The sequence below is a fragment of the Micromonospora sp. NPDC049048 genome, assembly GCF_043197615.1.
GTDB lineage: Bacteria > Actinomycetota > Actinomycetes > Mycobacteriales > Micromonosporaceae > Micromonospora.
The window spans coordinates 89,202-107,560 of record NZ_JBICTM010000011.1 but is presented as its reverse complement, the minus strand read 5'-3'; the positions used below and the strand labels follow the sequence as shown (position 1 = coordinate 107,560).

The window sequence follows — 18,359 nt, the reverse complement described above, 5'->3', positions numbered from 1 at the left end:
TCGACCATCGGGCGCGCAGCGCCGGCGACGTGCACCCCGACACCCGCACCGAGAGGATGAGCGCGTGACAGAACAGGATGTGTTCGCCGCCCTGGAGGCCGAGGGCGACGACGTCGACCGCATGGTCGCCGACCTGGACGACGCGGGGTGGCGGACGGCCACCCCGGCCGAGGGCTGGACGGTCGCGCACCAGATCGCCCACCTGACCGCGACGTTCCGGATGGCCGGGCTGGCCGCCGCCGACCCGGACACGTTCCGGGCCCTGACGTCGCGCCTGAGCGACAACTTCGACGCGAACGTGAACGCCGCGATGGCGCCCTACCTGGCCGAGCCGCCCGCGGGGCTGCTGAGCCGGTGGCGTACGGAGCGGGCCACCGCGGAGAAGGCGCTCGCCTCCGTGCCGCCCGCGCAGCTGGTGCCCTGGCTCGTCCGGCCGATCCCGGCGGCGGTGCTCGCCGCGGCGGGGATGATGGAGCTGTTCGGCCACGGCCAGGACATCGCCGACGCACTCGGCGTACGCCGCGAGCGCACCGACCGGCTGCGCCCCCTCGTCGAGTTCGCCGTGCGCACGTGGGACTTCGGTTACCAGGCGCGCGGCCTGAGCACGCCGGACATCGCCCTGCGCTTCGAGATCACCGCGCCGTCCGGGGCGGTCTGGCGGTTCGGTCCGTCCGACGCCGAGCAGGTCGTCACCGGTCCCGCCGCCGACTTCTGCCTGCTGGTCACCCGCCGCCGGCACCGCGACGACCTGTCGGTGACGGCGGTGGGCGCCGACGCCGAGCACTGGCTGGACATCGCCCAGGCGTACCGGGGGCCGGCCGGACCCGGGCGGGCTCCCGGGCAGTTCGCCGGCTCCTGAGCGTCCGTGCGCCCCGGCGGACTCCGCCGGGGCGCACCGCCAGGTTGCCCGCCATAACGAAGGGGCCGTCCGTCGGACGGCCCCTTCGACCGGTGGCGCGGCTGGTGTTCAGCCGACGATCTCCACCCGGGAGTGGTCGCCCACCAGCATCCGGTTGCCCCGCTCCGGCCCGCCGCTGCCGACCGTGGCGGCCCGGCCCACCAGGGAGCGCCGCAGGTCGCGTACGGCCGTGATCCGTGCGCCGTCCATCACGATCGAGTCCGCCAACTGGGTACGGCGCAGCACACAGTCGCGCCCGACGGAGGTGTGCGGGCCGACGGAGCTCTCCTCGACCAGCGTGCCGGCCCCGATGATCGCCGGTCCCTCGATCCGCGACCGGAGCACCCGGGCGCCGGGCTCGACGACGACGTCCCCGTCGAGCACGCTGGCCGCGTCGACCTCGCCGGCGACGAGGCCCCGCAGGCCGCTCAGCATGTACTGGTTGCAGTCCAGCACGTCCTCGATCTGGCCGAGGTCCTTCCAGTAGCCGGCGTACTCGCTGGCCCGCACGGCCGCGCGCCGGTCGACCAGCCACTGGATGGCGTCCGTGATCTCCAGCTCCCCGCGGGAACTGGGGCGGATGCCGTCGACGGCGGCGTGGATGGCGAGCGTGAAGAAGTAGGCGCCCACGATGGCGAGGTCGCTGCGCGGTTCCTGGGGCTTCTCCACCAGGCGGACGACTCCGCCGTCACCGTCCAGCTCCACCACGCCGGAGGCCCGGGGATCGGCGACCTTGTGGACCACGACGTCGGCGGCGGGGCGGTCGCGCCGGAAGCGCTCCGCGACGTCCGTGACGCCGTCGGCGAGCAGGCAGTCGCCGAGGAACATGGCGAAGTCGTCGGCGCCCAGGAAGGGGCGTGCCACCTGGACGGCGTGCGCCAGCCCGCGCGGCTGGTCCTGTCGGATGTAGGTGAGGTCGAGGCCGAACCGCGAGCCGTCGCCGACCGCCTCGGAGATCGCCCGGGCCTGGTCACCGACGACGATGCCGACCTCGCTGACGCCGAGTGCCCGCACACCGTCGAGCACGTGTTCGAGCACCGGCCGGTTCGCCACCGGGATGAGCTGCTTGGGCATGGAGTGGCTGAAGGGCCGCAACCTGGTGCCCGTCCCGCCCGACAACACAAGAGCCTTCATGGACGTCCTCTCCTTTGCGCGGTACGCCTGCGGCCCTCGGCGCGCGTGCGCCTGGGGCGCGATCCGCCCACCCGGACGGTGGCGTGCGGGCGTCCCGCGCCACCGGCACCGACCGACCCGCTCCCGTGGCGGCGGTCGCTGGCGCCCCGCACACGATGATCGGCGTCGGCGCACTTCATTGTTGGAGCGCCCCCACGGCCGCCGCATCTCCGGGTTTGCGCTGCTGTGGCCCCGGTCCGGGGCGGCGCGGCCGGCGCCTGCGGGGCGGGAGGCGACGGCGGTACGCCAATCCCGCTCGCGGCAATCCTGAAGGTGCGAGCCGTCAGCGGGCGGGCAGAGGATTCCAGCAGGGCCGGCGCCTCGACACGTCCCACGACGCACGGGAGGACGGCGCGAGCGGCCCGGTCCCCATCCACGGCTGACCCACCACGCCCCGTCGCGGGCCTCGTCCCGCCGAAGGATGTGACATGACGTACGTCCGCCCCGACCGCGCGTCGCCCCCGGGCAGCCGCGTCAAGCCCGGCGTCGCACCGGCACCGATCCTGCGCGGCGAGGGGCAGTGGGCCTTCGGGCACGCCGAACCGCTCAACGACAACGAACGGATCAAGAAGGACGACGGCCCGCTGAACGTCCGCTGGCGCATCGAGAACATCTACTCACGGCGGGGCTTCGCGAGCATCGAGCAGAGCGACCTGCACGGCCGGTTCCGCTGGTGGGGGCTGTACACCCAGCGTCGTCCCGCCACGGCCGCCGGCGCGCGCGCCACGCTGGACCCGCACGACCTCGACGACGAGTACTTCATGATGCGCATCCGCACCGACGGCGGGCACCTGGACCTGCCGCAACTGCGGACCGTCGCCGACGTCTCCGTCCGGTACGCCCGCGACAGCGCCGACGTCACCGACCGGCAGAACATCCAGCTGCACTGGATCCGGATCGAGGACGTCCCGGAGATCTGGCGCCGGCTCCAGGCGGTCGGTCTGAGCACCGTCGAGGCCTGCGGCGACTGCCCCCGGGTCGTCCTCGGCAGCCCGGTCGCCGGGATCAGCGTGGACGAGGTCGTCGACGCCACCCCCGCCGTACGCGCGATCGTCGAACGGTTCGTGGGCGACCCGGCGCTGGCGAACCTGCCGCGCAAGTTCAAGTCCTCCGTATCGTGGTTGCCCGACGTGCCGTACGAGGTCAACGACCTGTCCTTTCTGGGGGTCGTGCACCCCGAGCGCGGCCCCGGCTTCGACGTGTGGGTCGGTGGGGGCCTCTCCACGGCGCCGATGCTGGCGCGCCGCCTCGGCGCCTGGGTGCCCCTCGACGAGGTGCCGGACGTGTGGGCGGCGATCGTCGAGGTCTTCCGGGACTACGGCTACCGCCGCCTGCGCAACCGGGCGAGGTTGAAGTTCCTCGTCGCGGACTGGGGAGTGGAACGCTTCCGCGCCGTCGTCGAGGGCTACCTGGGCCGCCCCCTCGTCGACGGCCCGGCGCCGGCCCTGCCCGCCGCACCGGTCGACCACGTCGGGGTGCACCCGCAACGCGACGGGCGGTACTACGTCGGTGTCGCGCCGCTCGTCGGCCGGGTGTCGGGCACCCGGTTGGCGGCTCTGGCGGGCGCCGTCGAGCGGCACGGCGGCACCTGGATCCGGCTCACGCCGTACCAGAAGATCCTGGTGCCGGACGTGCGGCCGGACCGCACGGACGCGCTCGTCGCGGCGCTGCGGGACATCGGCCTGGAGGCGCAGCCGTCGCCCTGGCGCCGGTCGACCATGTCGTGCACCGGCATCGAGTTCTGCAAGCTCGCGGTCGTCGAGACCAAGGGGCGGGCCGCGGCGCTGGTGCGGGAACTGGAGAAGCGGCTGGCCGACGTGCCGGTCGACCTGACCGTCAACGTCAACGGATGCCCGAACGCGTGTGCGCGCACCCAGGTCGCCGACATCGGCCTCAAGGGACAACTCGTGCGCGGCCCGGACGGCCAGCAGGTGGAGGGGTTCCAGGTCCACCTGGGGGGCGGCCTGGCGTTGGCGGCCGGTCAGGCCGGCGCGTTCGGGCGCAAGCTGCGCGGGTTGCGGACCACGGCGGAGGACCTGCCCGACTACGTCGAGCGGCTGGTCCACCGCTATCTCGCCGGGCGTCGGAGCCCGGCGGAGACGTTCGCCCAGTGGATCGGGCGGGTCGAGGAGGGCCAACTTCGATGATCACGACAGGACGATCTGCCCGGTCCGGCGCCGGGCTGCCCGAGCTGGCGGAACAAGCCGGCCACGAACTGGAGGACGCGCCGGCCGAGGAGGTCCTGCGGTGGGCCGCCGACGCCTTCGGGCCCCGGTTCTGCGTCACCAGTTCCCTCGCCGACACGGTGCTGATCCATCTCGCCGCGCGAACCGTCCCCGGGGTGGACGTGATCTTCCTCGACACCGGCCTGCACTTCCCGGAGACCTTGGCCGTGCGGGACCGGGTGACGGCGACGCTGCCGGTCACCCTCCGGTCGGTCCGTCCCGAGCTCACGGTCGCCGAACAGGACCGGCGGTACGGCCCACGCCTGCACGAACGCGATCCCGACAGCTGCTGCGACATGCGCAAGGTCCAGCCGCTGCGCGCCGCGCTGGAGCGGTACGACGCCTGGGCGGCGGGGCTGCGCCGCGACGAGTCCCCGAGCCGGGCCGACACCCCGGTCGTCCACTACGAGCACGCGCGGAGGAAGGTCAAGGTCAATCCGCTGGCCCGGTGGACGGACGAGGACGTGGCCCGCTACCTGGCCCGCCACGACGTGCCGGTCAACGACCTACGCGCCCGGGGATACGCCTCGATCGGCTGCCAACCGTGCACCCGGCCCGTACGCGACGGCGAGGATCCCCGGGCCGGGCGCTGGGCCATGTTCGACAAGACCGAGTGCGGGCTGCACACCTGACGGCGGGGCCCCGCAGTGACGTGGGCGCGCCGGGGACGGGATCCGGCGCCCCGCTCACCGCAGCGCGTCGGCGCGCTCGACGGCGGTCGTCGGCTCCTCGGCCGGCGGCCGGCGGCGCAGCAACGGCACCGGGATCAGGGACACGACCCCGGCGGCGACCGCCAGCACCACGTAGTTGGCGTGCGCCAGCACCACCCCGGCGACGACGCTGGCCACGGCCGAGGCGGCCCAGACGAGGGCGTCGACCCGGCCCTGCACCGCCCGCCGGGCGGCCGGGGTCAGCGCCTGGGTGAGCAGGGCGCTGCCGCCGACGAAGGTGAGGTTCCAGCCCCAGCCGAGCAGGAAGAGCGAGATCACCAGGCGGGTCACGCCGCTGCCGTGGGCCGTCGGCCACGACGCCACCACGACGGAGGTGACCAGCGTGCCGATGCCCATCAGGATGGCGGCCCGGCCGCCGAAGCGGTCCGAGAGGTGGCCGGAGAGCGGCGCCAGGGCGAACATGCCGATCATGTGGCCGCTGAGCACCACGCCCACCGCCGTGAGGCCGTGGTGGTTGCTGCTCATGTGCAGCGGCGTCATGGTCATCAGGGCGACCATGGCCAGCTGTCCGGCGATCATGGACACCAGCGCGACGGACACCGCGGGGTGCCGCCACACCTGCGCGGGGGTCGCGTCGGTGGCGCCCTCCCGGGCAGCGGTCCGGGACCGGGGCATGGCGGTGGAGGCGAGCACGCAGACGCCGGCCGCCAGCAGGGCCACGAGGTACGGCCCCGCCAGGTCCGGCAGGCCCAGCCGGTTGGCGGCCGTCGCGCTCGGATCCAGCAGGTTGGGCCCGAAGATCGCCCCGACGGTGCCCGCCCAGACGACGACTCCGACGGCCAGCCCCTGGCGGCGGGGCGGGTACAGGTCCGCCGCGCAGTACCGCGACAGCTGTGCCCCGCCGTTGCCCACTCCGAGCAGCACCATGCCGAGGATCAGCAGCAGCACCTGCCCGGACGCCACCGACGCGCCGGCGACCGCCGCGCCGACGATCGCGACGAGATAACCCAGCGACAGCGCCCAGCGGGTGCCCCGGCGGGCCATCAGCGCCGCCAGCCAGAGCGTGCCGGCCGCCGTGCCCAGCACGCCGGCGGCGTTCGGCACGCCGCTCCACGTCTCGGTCAACCGCTCCGCGCCGATCAGCGTGGACGCCGTGCTGGCCCCCACCATGGCGGTGTTGGTGGCGGCCACCCCACCGAGCAGGGCCGCCATCGACCGTCGCCGGCCGGCCGTCTCCACGTCGACACTCATGATCGTCCTTCCTTGCTGAGCAGGGCCACCGGCAGGCGGCCGAACAGGTCCCCGACGCGGGGCGCCGACGTGCCCACCGGCGTGCCGGTGAGCACGTCCACCCAGCCGTCGGGGCCGCCGGGCAGGGGCAGCACGGTGTCGGCCCAGCCGCCCCGCTCGGCGAGCCGTACCGGCAGGCGGGTGGCCAGCGCCACGACGCCGTCGGGACCGCCGCGCGAGAAGCCGACCAGGTGCCGCGCCGCGACACCCTCGGCGTGGACCGGGCGGTAGCCGCGGAACAGCCGGGGGGCGTCCCGGCGCAGCCGCAGCACCCGCGAGGTCACCAGCAGCTTGGCCGCCCCCGTGTCGTCGACCGGCGGCGTCCGGCCCGCGTCGATCTCCGCCAGCAGCCGCCGGCGGACCGCGAAGTCGACGGGGCGGCGGTTGTCCGGGTCGACCAGCGAGTAGTCCCACAGCTCGGTGCCCTGGTAGACGTCGGGCACCCCGGGACCGGCGAGCTGCAACAGCTTCTGGCCCAGCGAGTTCGACCAGCCGGGCCCGGCGATCCGGTCGACGAAGGCACGGACCTCCGCCGCGAGGGGAGCGTCGGCGAGCACCCGGGCGGGCCAGCCCGTGACGCCGTCCTCGTAGGCGGGGTCGGGATCGTGCCAGTTCGTGCGTACCCGCGTCTCGCGGGCGACCTTGAGCAGGTAGGCGGAGAGCCGCTCGGGACCGATCGGCCAGGCGCCGAGCAGGGTCTGCCAGGCCAGCGGTTCGAGCAGGGGGTCGCCGAGCGGCTGCCGGGCCGACCAGCGACGGAACCGCTCGGCGTACGCCTCCGGCAGCTCGCTGAGCACCGCCAGGCGCGCCCGTACGTCCTCGGAGCGCTTGGTGTCGTGGGTGGAGAGCGTGGTCATGGTGGTGGGCCAGCCGGCCTCCCGGGCCGCGTTCGCGGCGTGCAACTCGGCCGGGGACACCCCGAACCGGCCCGGCTCGACGCCCACCTCGTTGACCGCGACCAGACTGTTGTACCGGTAGCTCGCGGTGTCCTCGACGCCCTTGGCCATGACCGGGCCGGTCGCCTGCTGCACCCGCACCGCGAGCGGGCCGGTCGGCCGGGCCAGCATCTCGTCGCGGACGGCGGCCAGGATCCCGCGCAGCCCCGGCCGGCGCCGGGCGGCCCGCTCGACCGCCTCGTCCAGCGCCCAGCGGTGCTGCGGCAGGTACGACCGGTAGACCGGGAACTCCACCAGCAGGGCCCGTACGGCCGCCGCGCGGTCGGCCGCCGGGCGGTGTGGCAGCAGCGCCGCGACGAGCGCCTCCACCCGTCGCGCCTCGGCGACGAGCATCGTCGCGACGACCTGCTCGCGCGCCTCGCGTACGACGTCGGTCAGCGCGGTGCCGGTCAGGCCGGCCGCCTCGGTCAACCGCTCCCGGCCGCCCGGGTCCACGAAGACGCCGGAGACCTCCGCCAGGGCGTCGTAGCCCGTGGTGCCGTCCACCGGCCAGCCCGCCGGCAGCTCCTCGCCGGCGCCCAGCACCTTCTCGACGACGATCCACGCCCCGGGTGCCGCCGCCCGCAGCCGGCGCAGGTATCCCGGGGGGTCGGCCAGCCCGTCGGGATGGTCGACCCGCAGCCCGGTGACCTGCCCCTCGCGCACCCAGCGCAGCGTCTCGGCGTGCAGCGCCCCGAACACCTCCGGGTCCTCGGTGCGCAGGCAGGCCAGGGTGTCGATGTTGAAGAACCGGCGGTACGTCAGGTCGGCCGCCCCCCGGCGCCAGGACACCAGCCGGTAGTGCTGGCGGGCGTGCACCTGCGCCGCCGTGCCGTGCCCGGTGCCGGGCGCCAGGGGGAAGCGGTGCTCGTGGTAGACGAGCCAGTCGTCGGCGACCTTCAGCTCCCCCTCGGCCGCCGCGCCGCCGTCGCCGTCGTCGCCGAGCACGGGCAGCAACAGCGGCCCGGCCGAGAAGTCGACGTCGAAGTAGCGGGCGTAGCGCGACCCCGGCCCGTGCCGCAGCACGTCGGACCACCACGGGTTGGCCGCCGCGTCGGCGACGCCCATGTGGTTGCAGACCACGTCGACCACGAAGCCCAGCCCCGCCTCGGCGAGCCGCCGGGCGAGCGCGAGCCGCGCCGGCTCGCCGCCGCGCCCCGGGTCGGTGCGGGTGGGGTCCACCAGGTCGTAGCCGTGGGTCGAGCCGGGAACCGCGGCGAGCAGCGGGGAGGCGTAGAGCGCGCCCACACCCAGGTCGGCCAGGTAGTCGGTCAGCCCGACGGCGTCGGAGAGGCCGAGATGGGGACCGAACTGGAGGCGGTACGTGGAGGTCGGTGCCGCCATCAGCCGGTGAACCCCCTGGCCCGTCGCCGCGACGCCCGCCGGTCCCGGCCGTACGTCTCGGTCAGCCGGCGCAGCCGGAACTCCAGGCCCGGCGTCAGCGCCTCCATCCGGAACCGCCACCGCCAGCTCCCCTCGGCCTGCCCCGGTACGTTCATCCGGGCCGACGCGCCCAGCTCCAGCACGTCCTGCAACGGCAGCACGGCGAGCCGGGCCACCGACGCGAAGACGGCCCGCGCCATCGACCAGCAGATGCCGTCGGAGACGTCGCCGAGGTAGCGCCCCACCCGCAGCCGCTGGTCGGCGCTCGACTCCTCCCACCAGCCGAGTGTGGTGTCGTTGTCGTGCGTTCCCGTGTAGGCCACGCAGTCGGTCGGGTAATGGTGCGGCAGGTGCTGGTTCTCGTCGCCGGCGAAGGCGAACTGGAGCAGCCGCATCCCGGGGATGCCGGCGTCGATGCGCAACTGCTGCACCTGCGCCGACGCGGGCCCCAGGTCCTCGGCCAGCATCGCCACCTCGCCGAGTTCCTTGCGTACGGCCTGGAACAGCGACGGGCCCGGACCGTCGCGCCACTGCCCGGCACTCGCCGGACGGCCCACCGGCACGGCCCAGTAGCGCAGGAAGCCCCGGAAGTGGTCGAGCCGGATCATGTCGTACAGCTGGGTCATCCGGCGGATCCGGTCGACCCACCAGGCGTAGTGGTCCTCCGCCATCAGCTCCCAGCGGTACAGCGCGTTGCCCCAGACCTGGCCGTCGGCGCTGAACTCGTCGGGCGGGAACCCGGCCACGGCCGTCGGGTGGCCCGCCGCGTCGAGCTGGAACAGCTCCGGGGCCGCCCACGTCTCGCAGCTGTCCGTGCCGGTGAACATGGCCACGTCGCCGATCAGCCCGATGCCGAGGCGGTGGGCGTGGTCGCGGACGGCGGCGAAGTGCGAGGCGAACAGGTACTGCTCGAAGCGGTAGTAGTCGAGCCGGCCGCGTTCGGCGTCGTCGAGCCGGGCCAACGCGTCCGGATCCCGCCGGGCCAGCGGCGCCGGCCAGCTCGTCCACGGCCCGCCGTGCCGCTCCCGCAGCGTCATGTAGCGGGCGTAGTCGTCCAGCCACCACGCCTGTTCGCGGGCGAACGCCTCGCTGGCGGCGGTCGGCGTGAAGACCGCGTACGCCCGGGCCAGCAGGTTGGCCTTGACGGCGCTCGCCGCCGGATAGTCCGCGGTGTCCGGTGGCAGCGCCGGTACGGCCGCCAGGTCGGCGGCGGTGAGCAGGCCCTCGTCGCGCAGCCGCTCGACGCTCACGTAGAGCGGGCTGCCGGCCAGCGTGGAGCAGGTCTGGTACGGGCAGCCGTCCGCGCCCACGGGGTTGAGCGGCAGCATCTGCCACACGCTCTGCTCGGCGGCGGCGAGGAAGTCGAGCCACTCGATCGCGGCCGGCCCGAACTCACCCACCCCGAACCGGCCCGGCAGTGAACTGGGATGCAGCAGGATCCCGCTACGTCGGTCGACCGGCACCCGAGTCGTCCTCCCGTCCTGTCCCGTGCGCCGGGGCGGCCGGCGCCCGCACGTACAACCGCTCGTACCGTTCGGCGGCCTCGTCCCACGAGAAGCGGGCCCGCATGCCGCGCTCCCGCAGCCGCGCCCACGCCGGCCGGTCGCCCCAGCACGCCAGCACCCGCTCGAGCAGGTCGACCAGGTCGGGCGGGCGGTAGCCGTCGAACGAGAAGCCGAGCCCCGTGGCGGCGACCGTCTCCGCCATGCCGCCGACCCGCCGGACCACGGGCACCGACCCGTAGCGCAGCGCGATCAGCGGCGCCAGCCCGCACGGCTCGAACCGGGAGGGGGCCAGGAAGGCGTCCGAGCCGGCGTACGCCAACCGGGCGGTCGCCTCGCCGCTGTCCGGGTGGTACGCGACGTGCGGGTAGTAGCGGGCGGCGCGGCGGAACGAGCGCTCGTACTCGGCCCCGACGCCGACGACGACGAGTTGCAGCCCGAGGGCGGCGATCTCGTCGATGCCCTCCAGCAGCAGGTCGACGCCCTTCTGGTCGACCAGCCGGCCGACGAAGGCGAACAGTGGCACGTCCGGGTCGGTCGCCAGACCGCTGCGCTGCTGGAGCGCCCGCTTCGCCACCGCCTTGCCCGCGAGGTCGTGCACGTCGAAGCGGGCCGGCAGGTGCGGGTCGGTGGCGGGGTCGAAGTCGTCGTAGTCGACCCCGTTGCGGATCCCGTGGTAGTCCTCCCCCCGGGCGCGCAGCAGCCCCTGCAACCCGACCCCGTGCGCGGGCGCGAGGGTCTCGTCCCGGTAGCGGGCGCTGACGGTGGTCACGGCGTCGGCGTACCGGATGCCCTGGGCCAGCAGGTTGCCGGTGCCGTAGCGGGTCAGGTCGAGCTCGTCGGCCGTGTCGTGCGGGAACAGCCCCTGGTAGGCGAGGTTGTGGATGGTCATCACGGTCCGCGGGGCCGCGTCGAGGGTACGCAGGTACGCCGGGACGTGCCCGACGTGCCAGTCGTTGCAGTGCACCGCGTCGGGCGGAACCGCCGAGCGGACGGCCAGCTCGGCGACCGCCCGGGAGAACAGCACGAAGGACGGCAGGTGCTTCTCCACGTACCCCTCCGGGCGCTGCCAGTCGGGGTGCTGCGGCGTGCGCAGGGTGAGGTAGCGGACGCCGTCGTGGTCGCCCAGGTCCTCGACGGTGAACTCGGCGCGCGCCGAGCCCGCCGCGACCGCCACGGAGCCGACCCGGCGGCCGTCCGGCAGCCCCGCGTAGCCCGGCAGGAACAACCGGACGTCGTGGCCCCGGCCGGCCAGCGCCCGGGGCAGGGCCCGCGCGACGTCACCGAGACCGCCCACCTTGACCAGGGGCGCCACCTCCGAGGTGGCGAAGAAAACCCGCAGCGGGCGGCCGGCGCTCACGCCGGCGTCCCCGACAGCGTGGCCGGACCCGTGGCCGTGGACAGGGCCGCGACGGGGGCTCCGGCGACGCGCAGCGTGACCGCGCCCCCGGCCCGGGCGACGCTCAGCGCGGACAGGTCCGGCGCGGTCCAGGTCGCGCCGGCGGCCCGCAGGGTCGGCGCGGGACCGACGCCGACGGTCACCGCCCCGGCGGAGGAGGCCGCCCGTACGCCGCTGGGCGCGTCCTCGACGACCAGGCAGTCCGCCGGGGCCAGCCCGAGCCGGTGCGCGGCGAGCAGGTAGCAGTCCGGCGCCGGCTTGCCGCGTGCCGTCTCGCCCCAGGTGACCATGGCGTCGAAGGCTGCGGCCACACCCAGCTGCCCGACCACCCGGTGGGCCCGGCGCGCGGAGGCGCCGGTGACCAGCGCGAGCCGGACACCGGTGCCGCCGAGCGTGGCCAGGATCTCCCGGGCGCCCGGCACCTCGACGAAGGCGAGGTCGGTCTCGGCGACCCGGACCCGGCGCAGGATGCCCTCCCGCGTGTCGGGGTCGAGGTCGCCGAAGATCGCCGAGACCGAGTGTTCCGGGGAGCAGCCGAGCACGTCGTCGCGGATCGCCGACGCGGACAGCGCCCGGCCGTGCTCGCCGGCCAGGCCCCGCCACAGCGACAGGATGGCCTCGGTCGAGTCGATCAGGACGCCGTCCAGGTCGAACAGCACGCCGGAGAAGACGGGGAGCGGTCCGGCCGACATCAGCCCCCCGCCACGGCGGGCAGGATGGTCAGCGAGTCGCCGTCGCGCAGGCGGGACTCGAGCATCCCGCTGGTACGCACGTCGACGTCGTTGACGTAGAGGTTGACGAAGCGGCGCAGCTGCCCGTCCTCGCCCATCACGCGGCTGCCCAGCCCCGGATGCCGGGCCTCGAGGTCGGCCAGCACCTCGGCGACGGTCGAGCCGTCCGCGGTCACGTACTTGCTGCCGCTGGTGTAGTTGCGGAACACGGTCGGGATGCACACCTCGACGGCCATGGTCGGCTCCTCGGTCAGTAGGGGATCTCGTCGCCGGGCATGGCACCGGCGAGGTACGACAGCCGGCCGGCCGCCACGGCGTGCTGCATCGCCCGCGCCATCAGCATGGGTTCCCGGGCCTTCACGAGGGCGGTGTTGACCAGTACCGCCGCCGCCCCGAGCTCCATCGCCAGGGTGGCGTGCCGGGCGCTGCCCAGGCCGCCCTCGACGACCACGGGGATGCCGACGTTGTCGATGATCTGGCGGATCGGGCCCGGGTTCGGGATGCCGTGGCCGGAGGCGACGGGGGCGCTCATCACGCGCAGCGCCGCGCAGCCGAGCGCCGCCAACTCCTTGGCGACGGCGAGGTCCGGCAGGATGAACGGCATGACCTCCCAGCCCTGCTCGCGCAGCTGGGCGGCGACCTCGACGGTGGCGCGGTTGTCCGGCTCGTTGGTCCGGCCACGCACGTCCAACTTGAACACGGTGATGCCGTAGGCGTCGTGCAGGATGCGTACGGTCTTCCACGCGCTCTCGGCCGACCGGGCGAACGAGGTCGTGCCGATCCACAGGTAGTCGTCGATGGCGATCTCGTCGGCGAGGTCGGACAGCAGGAGACTCGACCGGTTGTTGTCCGGGTCCACGGTGGTGATGAAGACCTGGGACCCGGTCGCCTCGAGCACCTGGCGGATCACCGACGGCGAGGTGTACTGCTCGATCCCGACGAGCAGGCGTGAGGTCAGCTCCGTGTCCCCGAGCCTGACCCACGCGTCCCGGAGGCCGGTGACCTCCATCGAATCCACGGACATGTGCACCCCTTTCTGGTCGAGGCCGGGTACGACCGGTGGTGCGCAGCGTCAGCCCGGGGCGGACGTCCCCGCAGCCCGCGAGGACCGCGCGTACCGCCGGCCGGCGGATGACCGATCGGTCCGTCGCAGCAGTCGCGAAGGAAATCTTGGTTGCCACGCCGCGGCGCGGCATCTTCCAACGTGCGGCGCTTCATGACGCGTGGGTCATTGATTCGTTACGACGACGGTGATATTTGGCGGCGGGTGGTCGCGCGGCGGTCCGGCCCCCGGGTCCGGCCCCCGGACAGCCGGGGACGGGCCGTCACCGCCGGATCAGGACCTCCGGCAGCGGCTTGCGGACCAGGTCCGGCACCGTCGCGTCGGGCGCCGGATACCCGACCGGCATGACCAGGTACGGGCGCTCCTCCGGCGGCCGCTCGCACACCTCGTTGAGGAAGCGCATCGGGCTCGGCGTGTGGGTCAGGGTGGCCAGCCCGGCGTGGTGCAGCGCCGTGATCAGCACGCCGACCGCGATGCCCACCGACTCCTTGACGTAGTAGGGCTTCGGGGAGCGGGGGCCCTGGTGCACCTCGAACACCACGATCACGACCGGCGCCACCTCCAGGAAGGGCTTGTGCCAGTCCGTACCGATCGGGGCGATCGCCTCCAGCCACTGCGCCGACGCCCGCCGGGCGTAGAACCCGCGCTCCTCGGCCTCGGCGGCCTCGCGCAGCCGGCGCTTGCGGGCGGCGTCGGTGACCACGACGAACCGCCACGGTTGCAGGTTGGCGCCGCTCGGCGCGGTGGCCGCCGCGCGGATCGCCTCCTCGATCACCTCCATCGGCACCGGCCGCGGCGAGAAGTGCCGGATGGAGCGCCTGGCCGCCATCCGGTCGGCGAAGGTGCGCGCGTTGCGCACCATGTCACCCGCCGCCAGCGGCGAGTGGGGTCCGAGGTCACCGGTCATTCGAGCCATGAGCGCCTCCCCGCGCGATCGACGGAATTAGCATCGCCCAGCGGTGCCGGGCGCGTTTACGAAACCGTGCGGACTTCGACCGGCGGGCGGCGTTCCTCGGCAACCTCGTCGGGGGCGGTGGCGAGGAGCCGGGCCGTCAGCGCGGCCAGCAGCGCGGTGCGCTCCGGCATCCTCGCGACGTCCACGTACTCGCCGCGGGCGTGCGGCAGGCCCCCGACCCCGCCCAGCCCGTCCAGGGTGGGTACGCCGAGCGCGCCGGTGAAGTTGGCGTCGGAGGCGCCTGGGGCGGCGACGCCGCGTACGGTCGGCAATCCGAGTTCCGCCCCCACCGACTGCGCGATCCGCAGCAGCGGCGTCGACACGGAGGCCGGCAGCGGGTACCGGTTGATCCCGCCGCCGACCGTCAACCGCGCGTCGGGCAGCCGGGGTGTCAACGCCCGGACCAGCCGGTCCACCCGGTGCAGTTCCTCGCGCGTCCAGGCCCGCACGTCGACGCTGAGGACCGCGGACTCGGGTACCACGTTCGTCATCGTGCCCGCGGAGAGGACCGTCGGCGTCACGCTCGTCTCCCCCGCGGCGAAGGCCTGCACCGCGAGGATGTGGTGGGCGAGTTCGACCCCGGCGTTGACGCCCCGGTGCGGTTCCACGCCGGCGTGCGCCGCCCGTCCCCGCACGGTGATCCGGTAGACGGAACCGCCCTTGCGGGCTACCTTCAGGTCGCCGCCCTCGGTGCTCGGCTCGCCGACCAGCACCGCCCCGGAGCGGCGGGCCTGCTCCTCGATCAGCGGCCGGGAGGTGCCGGAGCCGCTCTCCTCGTCGCAGGTGAGCAGCAGCCCGACCCGCGACGTGTCCGGCAGCAGTTCCAGCGCGGTGAGCATCTGCACGATTCCGGCCTTCATGTCGCAGACCCCGGGCCCCGTGGCGGTGGTTCCGGTGATCGTGAAGGGCCAGTCCCGGATGGTGCCCGACGGCCAGACCGTGTCGTAGTGACCGAGCAGCAGCACACGCTGGTCGGGGGCCGCCCAGAGCAGGTGCGGCAGGCCGTCGAGGACCACGCGACGCCCCCGCCGGCCCAGCGCCGCGTCACCCCACGCCTGCAGCAGATCGGCGCAGGCGGCGAGTTCCGGTCCCGCTCCCGGCGGCGACTCGCAGGTCACCAGCCGGCGCAGCCGCGCCGTCATCACCGCCGCCCGGGCCCGCGCCCCACGCCGCAACACATCGACATTCGCCATCGTTCGATGGTGGCACCGCCGCCGCGCCCATAAACGTCACGATGTCCGACAGCGCACGGAAACGGTGGTACGACCCGCAACACGGCATCCTGGAAGACAAGGATGCCGTGTCGCGGGTCGCCGAGGTGGGCGGCGCCCCGAGGCGTACGCCCGGCGGCGGGTGGCCGCCGGGGTCACGGGGAGTTCGTCAGTGGCTGCCCTCGAGCTGGCCGCGCAGCTTGCCCAGCGCGCGAGCGAGCAGGCGGGAGACGTGCATCTGGGAGACCCCGACCCGCGCGGCGATCTCGCTCTGGGTGAGGTTGCCGTAGAAGCGGAGGGTGAGGATCTTCTGCTCGCGCTCGTCGAGGGTGGCGAGCGCGGGGCCGAGGGAGGCCCGGAGCTCGGCCAGCTCGAACTCGCCGTCCTCGGCGCCCAGGGTGTCGCCGAGCTCGGTGGCGCTGTCGCCGTCGCCGATGGGGGTGGACAGGGAGACGGCGTTGTAGGCGCGCGCGCCTTCGAGCCCTTCCAGGACCTCCTCCTCGGTGACGCCGAGGTGGGTGGCGATGTCGGCGACCGTGGGCGCGCGGTTGAGCGTCTGGGTGAGGGTGCCGTTGGCCTCGGAGATGCGCAGCCGCAGTTCCTGCAGGCGGCGCGGCACGCGGATGTTCCAGGTGCGGTCGCGGAAGTGGCGCTTGATCTCGCCGAGGATCGTCGGGATGGCGAAGCCGGCGAAGTCCACCCCCCGGGAGGCGTCGAACCGGTCCACGGCCTTGATCAGCCCGAGGGCGGCGGTCTGGGCCAGGTCCCCGTTGGGCTCGCCGCGCCCGCTGTAGCGGAAGGCGAGGTGGTGGGCCAGCGGCAGCCACGCCTCGATCACCCGCGCACGCAACGCCGGCCGGTCGGGGTGCCCCTCCGGCAGGGCTGCGAGGGCGGCGGTCAGCTCGCTCGCGCGGGTCTCGTCACCGGAGACCGTGGTGGCGGTGTCGGTGGTGGTGGTGCTCGGCGCGGTCGTCGTGGTGATCATGTTGCCCTTCCTGTCCCACAGATGCGGCGACGCCGGGAACCGGCGACCGCAGTGCCACCACCCTAGACCAACGGCCGTCGCCATATCAACCGAACGGACGATGGACGAAAGCGACAGAGTCTCCCATCCCAGGCGCGAACGCTGTGGGACAGGCCACGGCGCCGGCGCTGACGGAGGGACTCGGGCGGGCAGACCCGCCGCGGGGCCCGGGGCCACGAGGGGGGCCGAGGGGCGGCCGGTGACCACCCGCCCGGGGCCGGCGAGACGGTGCAGCCCCGGCTCAGGGGGCAGCCGTCGCCGCGTAGAGCCGGCTCACCGTCTCGGCGACGCAGACCGGCTTGCCGCCGGCGTCGCACTCCACGGTCGCGGCGGTCACCAGCTGCACCCCGCCGGGCACCGGGGACACCTCGGCGATGGTGGCGACGGCCCGGACCGCCGTGCCGACCCGCACCGGGGCGGGAAAGCGCACCCGGTTCAGCCCGTAGTTGACCCCCATCCGCACGCCCCGCACCCGGTAGAGCCGGCCCACCAGCGCCGGCAGCAGGGACAGGGTCAGGTAGCCGTGGGCGATCGTGCCGCCGTACGGGCCGGCGGCGGCCCGCTCCGCGTCGAGGTGGATCCACTGGTGGTCGTCGGTGGCGTCGGCGAAGAGGTCGACGCGCCGCTGCTCGACACGCTGCCACGGCCCCGGGCCGAGGGTCTCCCCGACCGCCGCGGCCAGCTCGTCGACCGAGTCGAAGGTCCTCATGCCAGGTGCCCTCCCAGCCGCGTGTAGCCGCGCAGCAGGTCCCGCGCGATGATGAGCCGCTGCATCTCGTCGGTGCCCTCGAAGATCCGGTAGAGCCGGACCTGCCGGTACCACCGCTCGACGGGCAGCTCCCGGGTGTAGCCCATGCCGCCGTGGATCTGCAGCACCCGGTCGACGACCCGGTTGACCATGCCGGCGCCGTAGAGCTTCGCCATCGACGAGGCGTGCCGGGGGTCCATGCCCTGGTCCACCGTCCAGGCCGCCCGCAGGATCAGCCAGCGGGCCGCCTCCAGCTCGGTCTCGGAGTCGGCGATCATCCACTGGATCGCCTGGTTGTCGCCGATCGGCCGACCGAACGTCTGCCGCGTGGTGGCGTGGTCGATCGCCATCCGCAGGGCCCGCTCCGCGATGCCGACGGCGTGCGAGGGGATGGTGTAGCGCCCCTTGCCGATCCACTCCATCGCGAGGGCGAAACCCTGGCCGGGGTCGCCGAGGATGTTGCGCTCCGGCACCCGTACGTCGTCGAAGACCAGCGCGGCCGGCCCACCCTCGCCCATGGTCTGGATGAACTCCGAGCGCCAGCCCATCGCCCGGTCCACCAGGAAGGCCGTGGCGCCGCCGTTGCGGGCGCCCTTCTCCCGGTCGGTGACCGCGATGACGATGGCGAAGTCGGCCTCGTTGCCGCCGGTGATGAAGGTCTTCTCGCCGTTGAGCACCCAGTCGCCGCCGTCACGGCGGGCGCTGAGCCGGATGTTGGCGGCGTCGGAGCCGGCACCCGGCTCGGTGATCGCGAAGCAGCTGCGCCGCTCCCCCTCGATCGTCGGGATCAGGAACTCCCGCTGCTGTTCCTCGTTGGCCCGGAACAGGATGTTGTCGGCCTCGCCGCCGAAGCGGAACGGCACGTACGAGCGGCCGATCTCGGTCCAGATCAGCGACTGGGTGACGGCCGGCAGGTCCATGCCGCCGTACGCCTCGGGGGTGGCCAGCCCCCAGAAGCCGAACGCCCGCGCCTTGAGCTGCAACTCGCGCAGCTCGTCGGGCTCCAGCCCGGGCCGGTGGGCGCGTTCGCGCCGCAGCAGCTCCTGCTCCAGCGGCATGACCTCCCTGGTGATGAAGTCGCGGGCCGTGTCGCGAATGGCCCGTTCGGTGTCCGAGAGCGCGAAGTCCATGTCCCCTCCGGGGTCGGTGCG

Annotated in this window: 16 protein-coding genes; 3 read left to right on the top strand and 13 right to left on the bottom strand. The window is 74.2% G+C overall.

Annotation, left to right across the window (positions count from 1 at the left end; all coding sequences use genetic code 11):
* Positions 1–64: 64 nt before the first annotated feature.
* Positions 65–859 (top strand): TIGR03084 family metal-binding protein, encoded by a 795-nt coding sequence (locus tag ACGFIG_RS28605; RefSeq protein WP_393008110.1) that lies wholly within the window; start codon positions 65–67, stop codon positions 857–859.
* Between the two features lie 108 nt (positions 860–967).
* Here the strand turns inward: ACGFIG_RS28605 and ACGFIG_RS28600 are convergent, their stop codons facing one another.
* On the bottom strand, positions 968–2,032 hold the full coding sequence (locus tag ACGFIG_RS28600) for a glucose-1-phosphate thymidylyltransferase (RefSeq protein WP_393008108.1): 1,065 nt from the start codon (positions 2,030–2,032) through the stop codon (positions 968–970).
* Positions 2,033–2,499: 467 nt separating this feature from the next.
* Between ACGFIG_RS28600 and ACGFIG_RS28595 the strand changes: the two genes are divergently transcribed.
* On the top strand, positions 2,500–4,218 hold the full coding sequence (locus ACGFIG_RS28595) for a nitrite/sulfite reductase (protein WP_393008106.1): 1,719 nt from the start codon (positions 2,500–2,502) through the stop codon (positions 4,216–4,218).
* Positions 4,215–4,928, top strand: a complete 714-nt coding sequence (locus ACGFIG_RS28590; RefSeq protein ID WP_393008104.1) for a phosphoadenylyl-sulfate reductase — start codon at positions 4,215–4,217, stop codon at positions 4,926–4,928. The genes ACGFIG_RS28595 and ACGFIG_RS28590 overlap by 4 nt, the downstream gene beginning before the upstream one ends.
* A gap of 54 nt (positions 4,929–4,982) precedes the next feature.
* Here ACGFIG_RS28590 and ACGFIG_RS28585 read toward each other — a convergent pair whose 3' ends face one another.
* The 12 genes from ACGFIG_RS28585 to ACGFIG_RS28530 all read right to left on the bottom strand — a co-directional run bounded on the left by ACGFIG_RS28585 (position 4,983) and on the right by ACGFIG_RS28530 (position 18,338).
* A complete protein-coding gene (locus tag ACGFIG_RS28585; protein ID WP_393008102.1) occupies positions 4,983–6,218 on the bottom strand; it encodes an MFS transporter in 1,236 nt (411 codons plus the stop codon).
* On the bottom strand, positions 6,215–8,536 hold the full coding sequence (gene treY / locus ACGFIG_RS28580; RefSeq protein ID WP_393008101.1) for a malto-oligosyltrehalose synthase: 2,322 nt from the start codon (positions 8,534–8,536) through the stop codon (positions 6,215–6,217). The genes ACGFIG_RS28585 and treY overlap by 4 nt, the downstream gene beginning before the upstream one ends.
* Entirely contained in the window at positions 8,536–10,038 is a 1,503-nt protein-coding gene (gene malQ / locus ACGFIG_RS28575) for a 4-alpha-glucanotransferase (RefSeq protein WP_393008099.1), read from the bottom strand. The genes treY and malQ overlap by 1 nt, the downstream gene beginning before the upstream one ends.
* Positions 10,019–11,437, bottom strand: a complete 1,419-nt coding sequence (locus ACGFIG_RS28570) for a glycogen synthase (RefSeq protein ID WP_393008097.1) — start codon at positions 11,435–11,437, stop codon at positions 10,019–10,021. Before ACGFIG_RS28570 ends, malQ begins: the two co-directional genes overlap by 20 nt.
* Positions 11,434–12,168 carry an HAD family hydrolase gene (locus ACGFIG_RS28565; RefSeq protein ID WP_393008095.1) on the bottom strand — a complete coding sequence of 245 codons (735 nt, stop codon included), beginning with the start codon at positions 12,166–12,168 and terminating at the stop codon, positions 11,434–11,436. Before ACGFIG_RS28565 ends, ACGFIG_RS28570 begins: the two co-directional genes overlap by 4 nt.
* Positions 12,168–12,443, bottom strand: a complete 276-nt coding sequence (locus ACGFIG_RS28560) for a MoaD/ThiS family protein (RefSeq protein WP_393008093.1) — start codon at positions 12,441–12,443, stop codon at positions 12,168–12,170. Before ACGFIG_RS28560 ends, ACGFIG_RS28565 begins: the two co-directional genes overlap by 1 nt.
* Before the next feature lie 14 nt (positions 12,444–12,457).
* The gene (locus ACGFIG_RS28555; protein WP_393008091.1) at positions 12,458–13,231 is read right to left on the bottom strand and encodes a thiamine biosynthesis protein ThiG; all 774 of its coding nucleotides are present in this window, start codon (positions 13,229–13,231) and stop codon (positions 12,458–12,460) included.
* A 301-nt stretch (positions 13,232–13,532) separates the two neighbouring features.
* Entirely contained in the window at positions 13,533–14,177 is a 645-nt protein-coding gene (locus ACGFIG_RS28550; protein WP_393008190.1) for a nitroreductase family protein, read from the bottom strand.
* Positions 14,178–14,242: 65 nt separating this feature from the next.
* Positions 14,243–15,418, bottom strand: coding sequence for a M20/M25/M40 family metallo-hydrolase (locus tag ACGFIG_RS28545; protein ID WP_393008090.1), 1,176 nt, complete (start codon positions 15,416–15,418; stop codon positions 14,243–14,245).
* 187 nt (positions 15,419–15,605) lie between these two features.
* Positions 15,606–16,421 carry a SigB/SigF/SigG family RNA polymerase sigma factor gene (locus tag ACGFIG_RS28540; protein ID WP_393008088.1) on the bottom strand — a complete coding sequence of 272 codons (816 nt, stop codon included), beginning with the start codon at positions 16,419–16,421 and terminating at the stop codon, positions 15,606–15,608.
* Positions 16,422–16,701: 280 nt separating this feature from the next.
* Positions 16,702–17,169, bottom strand: coding sequence for a MaoC family dehydratase (locus ACGFIG_RS28535; RefSeq protein WP_393008086.1), 468 nt, complete (start codon positions 17,167–17,169; stop codon positions 16,702–16,704).
* The gene (locus tag ACGFIG_RS28530; RefSeq protein WP_393008084.1) at positions 17,166–18,338 is read right to left on the bottom strand and encodes an acyl-CoA dehydrogenase family protein; all 1,173 of its coding nucleotides are present in this window, start codon (positions 18,336–18,338) and stop codon (positions 17,166–17,168) included. Before ACGFIG_RS28530 ends, ACGFIG_RS28535 begins: the two co-directional genes overlap by 4 nt.
* Between the last annotated feature and the right edge of the window lie 21 nt (positions 18,339–18,359).